General features: G+C 70.2%; 11 protein-coding genes. 8 read left to right on the forward strand and 3 right to left on the reverse strand.

Features of this window, described 5'->3' with window-relative positions:
• Positions 1-151 precede the first annotated feature (151 nt).
• A complete protein-coding gene (locus ACZ6I1_RS19425; RefSeq protein WP_469288701.1) occupies positions 152-1,471 on the reverse strand; it encodes a jacalin-like lectin in 1,320 nt (439 codons plus the stop codon).
• Positions 1,472-2,098: 627 nt separating this feature from the next.
• On the opposite strand from ACZ6I1_RS19425, the gene ACZ6I1_RS19430 reads away from it, so the two are divergent.
• Together ACZ6I1_RS19430 and ACZ6I1_RS19435 are read left to right on the forward strand one after the other, a co-directional pair.
• A complete protein-coding gene (locus ACZ6I1_RS19430) occupies positions 2,099-4,390 on the forward strand; it encodes a choice-of-anchor P family protein (RefSeq protein ID WP_469288703.1) in 2,292 nt (763 codons plus the stop codon).
• Between the two features lie 276 nt (positions 4,391-4,666).
• On the forward strand, positions 4,667-5,386 hold the full coding sequence (locus ACZ6I1_RS19435) for a hypothetical protein (RefSeq protein ID WP_469288705.1): 720 nt from the start codon (positions 4,667-4,669) through the stop codon (positions 5,384-5,386).
• A gap of 218 nt (positions 5,387-5,604) precedes the next feature.
• On the opposite strand, the gene ACZ6I1_RS19440 is transcribed toward ACZ6I1_RS19435, so the two are convergent.
• Positions 5,605-6,051, reverse strand: a complete 447-nt coding sequence (locus ACZ6I1_RS19440) for an anthrone oxygenase family protein (RefSeq protein WP_469288707.1) — start codon at positions 6,049-6,051, stop codon at positions 5,605-5,607.
• A gap of 89 nt (positions 6,052-6,140) precedes the next feature.
• Here ACZ6I1_RS19440 and ACZ6I1_RS19445 point away from each other — a divergent pair, with 89 nt between their 5' ends.
• Entirely contained in the window at positions 6,141-6,719 is a 579-nt protein-coding gene (locus ACZ6I1_RS19445) for a TetR/AcrR family transcriptional regulator (protein WP_469288709.1), read from the forward strand.
• 220 nt (positions 6,720-6,939) lie between these two features.
• Here ACZ6I1_RS19445 and ACZ6I1_RS19450 read toward each other — a convergent pair whose 3' ends face one another.
• Positions 6,940-7,650 (reverse strand): hypothetical protein, encoded by a 711-nt coding sequence (locus ACZ6I1_RS19450; protein WP_469288711.1) that lies wholly within the window; start codon positions 7,648-7,650, stop codon positions 6,940-6,942.
• A gap of 480 nt (positions 7,651-8,130) precedes the next feature.
• On the opposite strand from ACZ6I1_RS19450, the gene ACZ6I1_RS19455 reads away from it, so the two are divergent.
• From ACZ6I1_RS19455 to ACZ6I1_RS19475, 5 genes are all read left to right on the forward strand, one after another.
• Positions 8,131-9,615 carry an NUDIX domain-containing protein gene (locus ACZ6I1_RS19455; RefSeq protein WP_469288713.1) on the forward strand — a complete coding sequence of 495 codons (1,485 nt, stop codon included), beginning with the start codon at positions 8,131-8,133 and terminating at the stop codon, positions 9,613-9,615.
• Between the two features lie 87 nt (positions 9,616-9,702).
• Positions 9,703-11,007 (forward strand): protein-L-isoaspartate O-methyltransferase family protein, encoded by a 1,305-nt coding sequence (locus tag ACZ6I1_RS19460; RefSeq protein ID WP_469288715.1) that lies wholly within the window; start codon positions 9,703-9,705, stop codon positions 11,005-11,007.
• Positions 11,004-12,458 carry an NUDIX domain-containing protein gene (locus ACZ6I1_RS19465; RefSeq protein ID WP_469288717.1) on the forward strand — a complete coding sequence of 485 codons (1,455 nt, stop codon included), beginning with the start codon at positions 11,004-11,006 and terminating at the stop codon, positions 12,456-12,458. The genes ACZ6I1_RS19460 and ACZ6I1_RS19465 overlap by 4 nt, the downstream gene beginning before the upstream one ends.
• A 230-nt stretch (positions 12,459-12,688) precedes the next feature.
• Positions 12,689-13,486 carry a maleylpyruvate isomerase family mycothiol-dependent enzyme gene (locus ACZ6I1_RS19470; RefSeq protein ID WP_469288719.1) on the forward strand — a complete coding sequence of 266 codons (798 nt, stop codon included), beginning with the start codon at positions 12,689-12,691 and terminating at the stop codon, positions 13,484-13,486.
• Positions 13,487-13,868: 382 nt separating this feature from the next.
• Entirely contained in the window at positions 13,869-14,345 is a 477-nt protein-coding gene (locus ACZ6I1_RS19475; RefSeq protein WP_469288721.1) for a hypothetical protein, read from the forward strand.
• The last annotated feature ends 47 nt before the right edge of the window (positions 14,346-14,392 follow it).

Below are 14,392 nucleotides of genomic sequence, written 5' to 3' on the forward strand. Positions count from 1 at the left end.
GCTGCCGATCACCGCTCCACGGACTGTGCTGACAGGGGTGAGCCGTGCTGCGGTTCGCCACCGACCCGGAACGGACGTGGCCGAGGTGAGACCGTTGGAGCCTGGAGCCTGCAGCCGCCGGCCGTACCGGGGTGACGGGGTGACGGGGTGATCAGCCTATCGGCGCGTACAGCACCCCCAGCTTGTCGATCTCGGTGCCGGCCCGTCCCGTGAAGCCGACGATCTGCCAGCCGGACGGTGCCGTGAAGGTCTTGGTGTCCGCCGTCGCCGTACCGGCGGACAGCGTGCGGCCCTTGTCCGTGGTGAACGACGCCGAGAAGATCCGCGTATGGCCGTCCTTCTGGCCCCGTGTCAGCTTGACGGCGGTGAGGTGCTCGCCGGAGGCCAGCGTCAGGGACGTCGCCATGCCGCCCGTGCCGCCGTGGGTGAGGGCCGTGCCGCCGTCGTGTGTCAGGGTCACCGCGTCCAGGCGGGAGCTGCCGCGCAGGGTCAGGGTGCGCGGGGACCCCGACGCCGGCAGGTCGTCCGCGTCGTTGAAAGCCGTGCCGTGCGGGCCACCGAAGAAGTCGCTCGCTCTCAGGGAGGAGTTGAGCGTGTAGGAGAAGTCGACCGTGTGCGGGAAGTGGTCGGAGAGGTTGCCGCCCGCGGAGTCCAGGAACGACGCCCAGTCGTTGTTGTAGCGGGTGGCGTCGAGCGTCAGGAGCTTGCTGCCGCGGTAGAGGACCTTGTCGACGACCTCGCAGCCGTTCGGCGGCGCCGTCGTCGGGCACAGCAGCGGATCCGCGCCCTGCTCCGGCCGGACGCCGCCCTTGACCAGCTGCACCCACGGGTCCGTCAGCCCGTTCTCGTCGGCGAGGGTGCGGATGTTGTCGCCGCTGCGGGTGTACCGGGTGTTCGTGTCACCCATGACGATGACCGCGTTGCCGGACGAGTTCGCCTGGATGAAGTCCGACAGTTGCTCGACGTTGGCTCGGCGGGCGGCCAGTGCGTCGTCCGTGGAGTCGGCGTTGGTGTGGACGTTGTAGAGGTCCACGAAGACGCCCTCGGCGAGGCGGACCCGGGCGAGCGAAAACCCCTTGGGAGTCAGGCAGTTGGTACCCGTGCACTTGTTCCACTTCACCCGCTGGAAGTCCTCGAAGGCGTAGTCCGAGAGGGTGTTGAGACCGTCACCGAAGGGCACGCCACCGCTGGTCGCGGTGCGGTGCGGGTGGTTGTCGCCCGCGTACAGGGCCGCGTGGTAGTTGAAGTCCTCCTGGACGTTCACGATGTCGTACGCCGCCAGACGCGGTGAGATCAACGGGGTGTTCTTCTTCGGGTTGCCGGAGCTCAGGCCTTCCGGAAGGCCCGCGACGTTGTAGGTGAGGACGTTGAAGGTGCCGGTGGTGGCCGCCACCGCGGTGGTCGAGCCGGTGGTGGCGAGGCCGGTCAGGGCCAGGGCTGCGGCCGCGAGCGTGCCGATCAGTCTTCTCATGGTGGGGGCGTCTCCGATGGATGACGAAGAAGATGAGTGCTGTTCAGGTTCTCTGCCAACCAGGGTGACGCACAAGGGCCGTTGGGGAAACGGTGAGGGAAGCGGCGTTCCGCCGCGTCCCCACGGCATCGGCGAACTCGTCCTGACCTCCATGCCGGCCGTGGCGTGAGCGCCGGCCACCACGCATCGGATCGGACACCGGGTCGGATGTCGTCCGGCCCGGTGTCCGGCCGGCAGCATGCTGGAGCCGATACCGGCAGCGCTGAGGAGTGGCCCACGACTCGGACATGGTCATGGTGACCGGCTTCAGCCTCAACGACCGAGTGGGTGGCCATCACCCCCGTTCCGAGATCGGTTGGGATACCGGCTGGTGAGGCTGTACACCGGCATCACAAAAGCTCCACCACCCGTGCGTTGACATGCCCTTCGACGCGATGGTTGCGTGAGGGCCACTTATTCGCAGGAGGCCGAAAGGGCCTCGACGGCGGGGAACGGGTACGCGGACCGCGGCCCGGAATGGCACCGCGACTTCGGAGGAATGACTCGTCCCCCGTGTTCCGAAACGGCGGGCCGGCGAGGAAGTCGTTCGAGGGGGTCCCCGTTCCCGTCAGGAAGGAGCCGGACAGCATGAGTACGGGGGAGGGCCGGGGCAGGTTGTTCGCCCTGTTAGCAGCACTGGCCTTGGTTCTGGGCCTGGGACTCGCCGGACCGCCGAGCAGCGCGGTGGCCGCCGCATCACGGCCCGTGAACGCACTCGAAGGCGCGAACACCGCCGCAACCATCTCCGACCAGGAGTTCCACAACTGCCTGGACAGTGACTACGAGGGTCACGTCTACTCCAAACCCTGCGCACCGGACGGCGAGAACTACACGCAGCAGTGGCAGGCCGTGGGCAAAACCCTCGTCAACGTGCAGACCGGACTCTGCCTCGACGGCAACGCCGAGGGCCGGATCTACACGATGCCCTGCGACCCCAACCAGCAGAATCCCTACCAGGAATGGCAGACGTCCACGGTCGATCGACGTGTCATCTTCAACCCGAAGACGGAGCGCTTCCTCAGCGCAGACCCGCCCCAGGTCATCGGCGGGGCCTACCTCGGGTTCGACCGTCAGCGCTGGACCATCACCCCTGTGGCCGGTGCGTGCACGATGGACCCGCTGACCATGGTGATCGACGAAGTCCTGCCGGACAAATGGTATGACTTCACCCCCACCTTCGGAAGCCCGGACGACATAGGCGGCCGCTGGACCATGTCGGTCACCGAGGACAAGACACGGTCCGAGTCGGTGACCTGGAGCCAGAACTGGAGCATCGAGTACGGCTTCGACAAGTTCAAGGCGTCCGCGTCGGGCGGTCTGAGCAAGGGCACCACGGTGACGTCGTCGATGTCGGTGACGCTGCCGTTCAGCATCGTCGTCCCCCGGGGTCAGAAGGTATGGACCCGGTACGGCGTGAACAAGCACGCGTTCACCTTCCACTGGCACCGTTCGTCGAAGGACTGCAAGGACCTGAACAGCGGTCCGCAGACCATGGAAGTTCCCTTCGAGCAGAAGTACCACTGGAACTGCGACGAGAAGCTCGACCGGGACTGCCACACGAAGGTCGTTCAGGCCAATCCGACCCCGGCTCCCGGCGGAGGCGGCGCGGCCCCCTCGGGTGCGGGCTCCGGTGCCGCCGCGCAAGAGGACTTCCCCAGCATCACGGAGTACGTGTACGACCCCCTGCTGCAGCCCGATGAAGACCCCGGCCCGAACCCACCGGCCCCCAAGGCAACCACCGTCACCTACACGGGACCGCGTTCCGCGCCCTACCACGCTCCGTTCAGCGCCTCGGCACGGGTGACGAGTGCCGACGGCGCCGTCACCGGCGGCACGGTCAGGTTCACGCTCGGCGGATCCTCGTGCACCACGGTTCCCGGATCGTCGGGCAACGCCACCTGCCAGCTCACGCCGACGGACGCGCCCGGCACCAAGGCCCTGCAGGTCAGCTACTCGGGGACGGCCAGGTACGAGCCCAGCTCCACCTCGGTGGACTTCACCATCCTGAAACTGCCCACCGACCTCCACTACACCGGCGTGAAACGCGTCGCCAACGGCGAACCGGCGGTCCTTTCAGCCGACTTGACCGAAGGCGAGACCGGCACGACCCCCGTTCGGGGCCGCTCGGTGAACCTCGCACTGGGCGAGGGCACCGCCCGGCAGTCGTGCACGGCGGCCACGGACGAGCACGGCACCGCGCGCTGCACCATCGCCTCGGTCGACCAGCCGCTGAACGCAGCGGCGACCGTCCCGGTGACGACGGACTTCGCCGGTGACGCGTACTACCTGGGCTCGCGCGACGCGGCCGAGGCCCGGCTGGAGCACTACACCGGCCAGGCAACCGGTCTGAGCGGTTCCGTACGCCTTCCGCTCGTCTCACTGTCCATCGCGCCGACCCCGGACACCGGACCGGTTCGTACCGCCAAGGCATCCCGGACCGACACGCCGTGCGCGGCCTCGGCAGGCACGCTGCTCGTGCATGCCGGCACCCTCTGCCCGGAGGTGACCACCAGCCTGGCGCCCGGCACTTCACAGGCCACCTCGAAGATCGAGAAGGTGCGCATCGGCTTGCCGGGCGTACCGGTGATCGACATCTCCGGGGTGACCGCCGAATCCCGGAGCACCTGCGCCGCCGCGACCGGATCGGCAACCTTGACACTCCGCATCGCGGGCGCCCAGGTGACCGTGCCCACCGCGCCCAACAGCACCGTCGCACTGCCGGGCGGCGGCCGGATCACCGTCAACGAGCAGTCACCGACGCCCGGCGCGGACACCGGCCTGACCGTCACCGCCGCGCACGTCGTGGTGCCCGGCCTGACCGGCAACCTCGTCGACCTCACGGTCGGCACGGCAGTCAGTGGAGCACACAACTGCCGCTAGTACCCGAGTAGTTGCGCGAGGCGGCCGCATCCGGTGGGTGCGGCCGCCTTCGTCACGGCAGAGCCAGGCCGCGACTGGCAGCTCGCCCACACGGCAGCCGGATTGCTCTCGGCGATCTCCGCTGTACAGCCGCCGGGACTCGAAGGGAACACGGGCATCCGTGCGATGGGGCCAAATGGGGTGCACCGTGCGCTTCCGGCCTTCCGCCGGGCTTCGCATCAGTAGTTTGATCCGTATATGCCCTGATGGGCGCCGTCGGATCCGGAGGAGCGCGCCATGCGCAGATATTCCCTTGTCGCGGGAGCAGTTGCAGGGGCCATCGGCCTGACTCTGGCAAGTACCGCCGTGGCGGCGCAGCCGGAGGCGCCACGGCTGGCCGAGCGCTATCTGAATCTCCACCAGTGCGTCTATGTCGGCAGTGGCGGGCATTACACGAATGTGCTGCCCAACACGGCGAACACCGCGTTCAACACCGGTACGAATGTTTCCAGCACGCCGGACACGGCGCTCTCGTGCGGCCCCGGGGGCGGGGGCTGGAGTCCTGCTCGCGCCAACTCGGCGGTGCAGGCCTTCGACCTCACCGCGGGCCGGTACCTGAACCTGCACCAGTGCGTGTACTTCTCGGCCGGGCAGCACTACACGGCCGTGCTCCCGAACACGCCGAACGTCAACTTCAACTCGGGCACCAACGTCTCCCACACCGCGGATACCACGCTGTCCTGCGGTCCGGGCGGGGGCGGCTGGAGCCTACTGCCGGCCAACTCCGCTGTTCAATCCTTCGACCTGTCGGACAACCACACCCTCAACCTGCACCAGTGCGTGTGGACCTCGGCCGGGCAGTACTACATGGGCCTCTTGCCCAACACCCCCAACGCCAACTTCAACACCGGCACCCATGCGTCCTCCACGGCCGACACGGCGCTGAAGTGCAGTCCCGGCGGCGGAGGCTGGTCTCTCGACCGACTCAACTCGGCATACCTCCCCCTGGGCGGCTGAGCCCGGACCGAGGTGATGCCGGATACTCCCGGCGCCGTCATGGCACGGGGTCATCCGGATCGGCGGGTGCTCCGCAGCAACCGGCCCGTGACCGTGCAGTGCTGCACTACGGGCCGCGGGCGGAGGAGCCGGGGGACGCGGCGTCCGGCGGCGCCGCCGAGTCTGACACCCGGGCCGTCGGCCCGGCGCCGCAGCCCGTCCGATGTCGGCCGGCAGGGTCAGATGAGGGCGGCGACCAGTAGGGCGAAGGCGGCGATGATGACGGCGACGCGGACGTAGTGGAAGCGGTCCCAGCGGTTCATCTGCTCCTTCCAGTCGGCGGGCCGGTTCTCGGGGGTCCACGTCTTGCCGCGGTTGTTGATCGGGACGAGCAGCAGGATCGACATGATGACGCTGAGGATCAGCAGCGCGCCGGCGGTGACGACGAGGCCGGTGCCGTGGTGGTGCCATCCGGCCACGGCCCAGACCGCGACGAGGGCGAGCGAGCCGATGTACCAGACCGGCATGACCGCGCCCAGCATCCGGCCTCCGTGGGCGCGGCCGAGTTGGCCGCTGTCCTCGGGGAGGGCGTTGAGGATCGGGTTGATGACGAAGGCGACGGAGAACTCCACCCCCACCATCACGCCGACGACCACCGTGGTGAAGACCTGGAGTGCGTTGAGCATGACGACCCCTCTTGAATCTAGCGCTGCTAGCTGATGAGGCAACGCTAGACTGCTGCCGCTCGATTGTCTAGCAGTGCTAGGATCGGACCATGTCGGTACAGGAACGCAAGCAGCGCGAACGGGCGGAACGCGAGCGCCTCATCGTGGCGACGGCCCGCGAACTCGCCGAGCAGCAGGGCTGGGACGCGGTCACCACCCGCCGGCTCGCCGAGCGCATCGAATACAGTCAGCCCGTCCTCTACAGCCACTTCCGCGGCAAACGGGAGATCATCGGCGCCGTCGCCCTCGAAGGCGCCGCCGAGATGGCCGCGGCGGTGCGCGCCGCGACCTCTGCCGCAGACGCTCCCCGCGCCCGGATCGCCTCCCTCGCCCGCGCCTACCTCGACTTCGCCGCACGCAACCCGGCGGTCTACGACGCCATGTTCCAGCTCGACGGCGGCCTGGCGTTCGCGCACGAGGACACCCCCGAGCCTCTGAAGGACGCCTTCGCCGCGCTGCTGGAGAGCCTGGGCGAGGTCGCCGGGGACGGGGTCCATCCGGGCCTGTTCACCGAGGTGTTCTGGGCGTCCCTGCACGGGATGGCGACCCTGACCCGGGCGCGACGGCTCCCGCCGGAGGACACCGAGCGCAGGGTGGAGCTGCTGGTGGACCGGCTGACCGTCGTCTGATGCCCGTCATGAGGGCCAGACAGCCGGGGCCCTTGGGCCACGCCGCCTGCCTGCGGCATCGCCTCCGGTCACTCGCGCCCAACCAGCGCAGCCGCAGGCCGGCGGGACCTCCGTACGCCCAGACGGGCACCCGCCCGCGAACGTCGCCTGAGCCCGGCTGTCCACATCCGATGTGTCTCGCCACCACACAATCGGCCCGGCCGCCCGGACGGCTGCACGGTCATGCAGACATCCCGGGCGGTGCGTAGTGGCGCAGGTAGTCACGCATCCGAGGCTCGAGTCCGGACAGGTCATTGCCGTTGACGGCATACCAGAGACGGTTCTCCATCCAGAACCGATAGGCGAACTCCTCGAACGAAGGCGCACACCAGAGGATGGCGGCCCTTTGCCCCTCCGCATCGTCGAGATCGGTCTCCGTCTCCGCCCCATCGCGCCGAGCCTGGTACTCGTACTCGTAGTCGAGAGGGGAGTGCACCACGGACACCTCACCCGAAGGACGGATGTAGAGGTACCAGATGACGCAGTCCTGTTGGTCCCGCAGGAAGCGCACGAGAAAGGCACCAGGCTCGACCGGACTGGGCAAGGGACCTGAGATATCGGTCCAACAGCCGGTCACCGAAACGTCATCCAGCGAGCCGTGCAGCTTCGAGTCGGCCTGGAAGGCGGCGAAGTCGCGTGGCAGCGTCAAGCCCTCGGCTGCCAGGTCCTCTGCCAAGCGATGGAGCACCGTGACGTGTTCCGGGACAGGTTCGCCGGTACCACCGAGCCATGGGAAGGCACCCGTGAACTCGGTGGAGTCAAGAGGCGGCAGGCTCTCGTACGGGTAGTACTCGTAGGTGGAGAGGCAGGGCCGGTATTCACCCAAGTCGGTGGCACACCAAGCCGAGTCGAAGCCGACCGAGGACGAGTCGGAGCCTGATCGTTCAGGCATGGGCCCCCCATTGATCACCGTGAGCGGAGTTCTTGGCGTCAGCATCGCACCGGCCACTGACACTCCCTGCGACATGTGGACAGGTGGACACGCGGACAGGCCAGGCCTCCCTGGCGAGGCGCGAACGGACCTGATGCGGCGTCTGCGCCTACGCTCCACAATCCCCCGCACGGGTGACCGGTCCCTGTTCGAGCGAGTTTCAACGCCGCCACCGCAGGCAGGCCAAGCCCACCAGGGCCGATCAGAACATTCGTTCACCATCCGCCCCCGAATCGACCGTGACTCGCCCGATCGGGAGCCGTTCTTAGAGCACCAGTACCACCCATGCACCCATCCGGAGGATCCCGCGAATCCCCATCCGGCCCACCCCGAAACCTCCGCCGTAATCGAACATCCCGGTTCCGCCCCGTGCCCTCGACCGGCGGGTGGCCGCCGTGTTGACGCCCCGTCCCCCCGCCTTCCCCGCCCCCTCTACGAACTGTGAGGCCCGCGTTGCCGCCCACCGGCCCGCACATCCACGATCTCGTCGCTTCCTACCTGCAACAACACCCGACCGAAGCAACACAGCTGGACCCCCTCCTGCGGGCGCTCGACGGCGACGACAACCCCACGAGCCGCTCCACCCTGCCCGGACACGTGACGTGCAGCGCGGTCGTGGTCGACCGCCACCGCCGCGTCCTCCACATCCGTCACAACGCCACGGGCAAGCTGCTCGCACCGGGCGGACACGTCGAGGACGGCGACCGGACGCTGCCGGAAGCGGCACTGCGCGAGGTCCACGAGGAGGCCGGCATTCCGCCCGGCGCCCTGTGCGCCACCGCCGAGTACGGCACGCTTCCTTTCGACATCGACGTCCACGACATCGACGCCAACCCGTCCAAAGGAGTAGGCGCCCACCAGCACTACGACTTCCGCTTCGTCTTCACGCTCGTCCAGGGCGATGCGGAGATCACGGTGCAGCCCGATGAGGTCTCGGCCGCTGTGTGGCTGCCCTTCCGCCAGGTCACGTCCCCGCCCCTGCGGACGAAGCTCTGCGCCTCCGCGCTCGACGGCCGGATCGAGCCGACCAACGCCTCGGCACTGATCCACAACGGCCACGGCCGCTACCTGCTCCACCTGCGCGATGACGTGCCCGGCATCTGGGAACCGGGAGCCTGGTCCCTCCTTGGTGGCGGACGCGAGCCGGGCGACGCCTCCTTGGAGGACACCGTCCGCCGTGAACTCCGTGAGGAAGCGGGGCTCGAGCCGGCCGCCGTGGAGCCCTTCGCGGTCGTGCCTGCCACCGGCACCGACGGCCTGACCGTAATGCTCCAGATCTTCGCCGCACGGTGGAACGGAGATCCCGCCGGACTTCACCTCACCGAGGGTGTGATGCTCGCCTGGTTCCACCCGGACGCCATGCCCCGCCTGCGACTGAGCCCCTCCACTCTGGAACTCGTACGCAAACACGCCGAGCGCTCGTCCGGCGACCCGGCAGCGGCGACCCGGCCCCGGGCTCTCGGGCCGGATGCGCCGAAGGCCGGCAGTACCGGCGTGCCCCACATCGTCGGCGTACACCTCTACCTGGAACGCGATGGCCAGGTCCTGCTCGGTCTGCGGCACCCCGACGCGGCATACGCCGGGGCCACCCACCACTTCCTCGCCGGACACTGCGAGCAGGAATCCGCGGTGGCCTGCCTGGTCCGCGAGGCGAAGGAGGAGGCCGGCCTGCTGATCGACCCGGCCGACGTCGAGCTGGCCCACGTGGTGCACACGCTCGACCGGCCCGGCGCACAGCCCCGCATCGGGTTCGTCTTCCGCGCACGGCAGTGGACGGGAACGCCGGAGGTCCTGGAGCCGGACCGGTGCGTCTCCTGGGGATGGTGGCCCGCCGACGTGCTCCCCGAACCGATCGTCCCCTACACCAGGGCGGCCATCGAGGGCATCCGTGCAGGCCGCCCCTACACCGAACTCGGCTGGGCCTGACCACCCCGCAACCCGCGCTCCGCGCCCCGCCTCCCGTGCCAGCCTCCCGCGCCCAGCCCCCGCCGCACCACACGTCAGGAGTCGTACGTGGCCGATCCCACCGTGCCGCCCGCCTGGAGCGAAGCCTCCCCCGACGAGAGGACGGAGACCGCCCGGGCGGAGATGGTCGCCGGGCTGGAAGCCGCCGGCCACCTCCGGCAGGGCCCGATCCGGGACGCCTTCCTGGCCGTGCGGCGGGAGGTGCTGATGCCGCAGGCCTACGTGCGGCGGAGCGCCCCGGACGAGGTCCCGGCGCGCTGGGACCTCCTCGACTGGAGCGTGTCCGCGGACCGGGAGGAGTTGGTCGGGCTGCTGTACGGCGGCGGAAGCGTGCTGGTGCAGCACGACGGTGAGCCGATCCTGGGCCGGGTACCGAGCCCGCGGTCGGGCGGTTCGATGACGGCCATGTCCAGCACGGTCGGCATGACCGTCGGCCTTCTCCACCGGCTGGGTGTGAAGCCGGGACAGCGCTACCTGGACATCGGGACCGGCGCCGGGGTGACCGCGGCAGTCGCCTGCACGATCGCCGGGGATGCCGGGGTGGTCACGGTGGACCGCGACCCGCACGTCACCGCTGCCGCCCGAGAGCGGCTGGCCGCGCTCGGGCACCGGCCTCTGGCGGTGACCGGGGACGGGCAGGACGGCTGGCCCCCGCAGGCGCCGTACGACAGGATCTTCGTCTCCTACGCCGTCACCCGGGTGCCCGCCGCCTGGCCGGAGCAACTGGCCGCGGGCGGTCTCGCGCTGGCGAGCCTGGCGACGTCCTCACCGTCCTGGCCCGGCCTCGCCCTCATCACCCGGTCCCCCGCCGGGCAGGTGGAAGCACACCTGGAGGCGGTGAAGCTCGGGCACCGCCCGGGGGACGGCCGCACGCAGATCTTCCTCAACGCCCGCTTCCGGGAGCGCATCGCCGCCGGTGATGGCAGCAGCACGCACACGACGCGGAGCGGCCCGCCGGCTGACGAGGCGCGGGGAATGTGGCTGGCGCTGGACCATGTCCACCCCGGTCTGGTCCGCGACTGGGCCGCCGATCACCTGGTCGTCGGCGCGCCTGCGTGCGAGTCCTGGATCACCGCCCGCCCCGACGGCACTGGAGGGTGGACGGTCAGGTCCTGCGGGCCCCGGGACATCTGGCAGGAGATCCAGGGCACCGCCACCCGCTGGCGGAACGCCGGCTCCCCCTCCTCCTACCGGCTCCACTTCGAACCCGACGGCGCCCAGTGGGTCAGCGCCGGTGCCGGCCCGGCAGAACTCTCCTGGCCGCTCCCGGCCGCCCCGGAACAGCAGGCGCCCCACCCATCGGTTGGCCGACGGCAACCCGACCACCGCGAACCGCAGGAAGCGACCGTATGACCACCCCCACCACGCCCGCCACGCCAACTCCCCGACACCCGCCCCGCGCGCCGCTCCGGGACGTCGCCGTGAGCGGCGGGGACCGGCACACCGTGCCGGTCGACGTCCACCTCGTCCTGTGCCGCGACGGCGGGAGCGGCCCGGAGGTCCTGCTGTCACGGCGAGCCGGACCGGTCTACGCGTCAGGCCTATGGCATCTCCCGTCCGGGCACCTCGAGTCCGGCGAGGACATGGTCACGGCCGTGATCCGGGAGGCCCGCGAGGAAACGGGCGTACTCATCGCGGCGGAGGACGTGACCGCGGCCGTCACCGTCCACCACCACCCCCCGACGGGATCCCGCTCGCGGCTCGGGGTCTTCTTCGAGGTGCGCCGGTGGAACGGCGAGCCCCGGGTCATGGAGCCGGACCGCTGCGACGGGATGGGCTGGTACCCGTTGGAGGCCCTCCCCGCGCCGATGGTGGCGTACTGCCGCGCAGGTCTGGACGCCTACCGCGCCCGCCTGCCCGCCGCCGTCCATTTTCAGCAGCCGGGTGACACCGTCGAACACCGCCCGCACGGGCCCGACCGCACCCGCCTCCTGCCCGGCCCTCCGACCGGTGAGTGGGAACTGCCTTACGGACTGGGCGTGTTCGCCGAGAAGGCGGTCGGCCGGATCGCGCAGGCGTCGGAGGTTTCCTGGGTACGCACCGGCAGCCGGGTGTGGCGGCTCACCGGGGCCGGTGGTGGCACCTGGTACCTCAAGCGGCACCGCGGGCGGAGGTTCCACGAGAGGGAAGTCGCCGCGTACCGGTCGTGGGTGCCGGCGCTCGGGCCGCAGGCTCCCCGTCTCGTCGCAGCCGACCCCGCGGCACAGGCCGTCGTCGTCAGCGCGCTGGCCGGACACCCGCTGCCCGGCATGGTCCTCCCCGCCGTCGAGGAGGCGCGCATCCAGCACGATCTGGGCCGTCTCGTCCGCACCCTCCACCGCAGCGCGCCCGAGCGGCCCGCCGAGTCCGCGACGGCCGCCGACAAGGTCAGGCGCCACCTGGAAGGGGCCCGCCCGTACCTGGCCGAAGGCGACGAGGACCTGGTCCTCGCCCTGGCCGGCACCTACGCCGACCTGCCAAAGCCAGTGCTCGTACCCACCCACGGGGACCTGCAGTACCGCAACGTCCTCCTCGACGACAACGGCGCAGTGCTGCTCTTCGACTTCGAGCGGTCCGAGTACGGGACGGCGACGCGTGACCTGGTGCGCCTCAGCGACACCTGGACCGGCCGGCCGGACCTGCGCGCCGCGTTCCTCGACGGCTACGGACGCCCCCTCACATCCACCGAGGAGCTGCGCATGGACTGCGAGGCCGCCTTCGACGCCGTCTCCGGCATCGCCTACGGAACCAGCCACGACGACCCCGAGGTGACCGAGCGCGGCCACCGCACCCTGCGCCGACTCCACGCCGCCCGACGCCCGTGACGTGTGATCCGTAGACCGCACCTCCCCCTTGAAGAAGGAACCCCGTGACTGAACCCGCCCCGCTGAACGAGGGCCTCGGCTTCGCGCCGGACCCGGCGCTCAGAGCGCCGTAGCAGTGCGCAGCATGGCGCCCGAGCGGTGGGAGGTGAGGACGACCTCCGCAATGGCCAACCGGCGGCGACTGTGAAAATCGCTGTCCGATCACCGGAGCACGGTGATAGACATCCGGCGTGGAAAAGAGTCTTGAGTTCCCCGAGTTGCTGCGACTGATCGATGAACGGTCGACCGCCTTCCGCAGCGCGGTCGCCGCCGCGCCCAGTCTCGACGCACAGGTGCCGACCTGCCCCGGGTGGACGCTGTTCGATCTGGTGAAGCACCTGGGAGGGGGAGACCGTTACTGGGCCGCCATCGTCGGCGCGGGGCCTGCCGACGCTCCCCCGGCCGGGGCCGCCGCTGCGCGCGCCGCTCTGGAAGTGCCGCGGGAGCGTGAGGCGCTGCTGGCCTGGCTGGCCGCGTCGACGCAACTTCTGCTGAACGCCCTGCGCGAGGCAGGACCGGACGCCGGCTGCTGGGCGTGGTGGAGTGCCCTGCAGACGCCTCGGACCTCTGGCGGAGTCGCCCGGCACCGGGTCCAGGAGAGCGCGGTGCACACCTACGACGCCCAGCTCGCCGCGGGCGCCCCGCAGCCGCTGCCGGCCGAGGTCGCACTCGACGGTGTCGAGGAGTTCCTGTTCACCTGCGTCGCGACGCCCAGTGCCTGGCCGCACAAGCCCACGGCCTTCGACTTCCACACCGCCGAGGGCCGCTCGTGGCGCCTCACGGTCGACGGCGACGGCGCACGCTCCACCCGCATCCCCGCGCCCGCTGCCGCGACCGGCGAGGACTCGGACGCAGCCGGCGTCTCCGTCCATGGCACGGCCAGTGAGTTGGTCCTCTACCTGTACGACCGTATCCCCGCCGACTCCTTGCACGTTGACGGAGACGCAGGGCTGCTCGACCTGCTCCGCGCCTGGGAGCCGGAGGAGTAGGACGCAGCGGGGGCGGTGGGCCGCGCCTCGAGCCGGTAGGACACGACTCTTCGCCAGGTTCGTCACTCGCAGCACCCGGCTCACCCCCCTGGCGCTGGACCGCCCAGCTCGCCGAAGGCGGGCACCTCGCCGTGCCGCTGCGCATCCGCGGATTCACCCGAGCCGCCGGCCTGCGCAAAGAGGACAGGATCCACTGGGAGGACACCCCGCCCCGCCCCACTCGACGGCCTGGACCGCGTTCCAGGACCTGGAGCTGTGGCTGGCCACGTCCCTGGGCGGCTTCTGCCGGATGGAGGGCGCCCCGGACCGGCCGGGCCCGGTGCGGTTGCGGAAGAGGTCCGGCGCCGAAGCCATCGTCCCCGGGCGCTCACTGGCCTGCCTGATGGTGGAGAAGCGCGAGCAGGACGAAGCGGCCGGCACCTCCCTATGCGAGTTCGGACTGCAGGGCTTCGGGGAGGACGGCAAGACGGCCTCGGACACCAAGGCCACGACCGCCGACATACCCGTCATCGACGAAGCCCTCGTCGCCGGCGGAGTCCTCGCCGCACACGCCGACTCCGGTGCCCGGACCGCCGTCGTCACCACCACCTCGGCCGCCGACACCCACCGCGTCACCCCGCGCATGAGCGATCTTCGCTCGGAGACAAAGAGGAAACCTGGGCCACCGGCATGCGACCGCGCCCAGCGAGCCCCGGAGAGAAGGCTTACGTTTTGTCCGCCTATCGGACAGACCATTGCGAAGGGTCCCTGCTGCGCCCAGACTGAGCGGATCACCGCCCGACAGAACAGCAGGTACCGTCATGGATCAACACATACACGTCCGCGTGAAGGACGGCATGACCGTGTCTGCTGTCGGTGAACTGGTCGAGACCTACCACTGCAAGTGCGGCAGTACCTGGACGAAGA

Source organism: Streptomyces sp. NPDC046303, from assembly GCF_055588085.1.

Coding starts and splice junctions, on each gene's coding strand:
- ACZ6I1_RS19425 (WP_469288701.1), bottom strand. CDS start 1,471: ATGAGAAGACTGATCGGCACGCTCGCGGCCGCAGCCCTGGCCCTGACC.
- ACZ6I1_RS19430 (WP_469288703.1), top strand. CDS start 2,099: ATGAGTACGGGGGAGGGCCGGGGCAGGTTGTTCGCCCTGTTAGCAGCA.
- ACZ6I1_RS19435 (WP_469288705.1), top strand. CDS start 4,667: ATGCGCAGATATTCCCTTGTCGCGGGAGCAGTTGCAGGGGCCATCGGC.
- ACZ6I1_RS19440 (WP_469288707.1), bottom strand. CDS start 6,051: ATGCTCAACGCACTCCAGGTCTTCACCACGGTGGTCGTCGGCGTGATG.
- ACZ6I1_RS19445 (WP_469288709.1), top strand. CDS start 6,141: ATGTCGGTACAGGAACGCAAGCAGCGCGAACGGGCGGAACGCGAGCGC.
- ACZ6I1_RS19450 (WP_469288711.1), bottom strand. CDS start 7,650: ATGCCTGAACGATCAGGCTCCGACTCGTCCTCGGTCGGCTTCGACTCG.
- ACZ6I1_RS19465 (WP_469288717.1), top strand. CDS start 11,004: ATGACCACCCCCACCACGCCCGCCACGCCAACTCCCCGACACCCGCCC.
- ACZ6I1_RS19475 (WP_469288721.1), top strand. CDS start 13,869: ATGGTGGAGAAGCGCGAGCAGGACGAAGCGGCCGGCACCTCCCTATGC.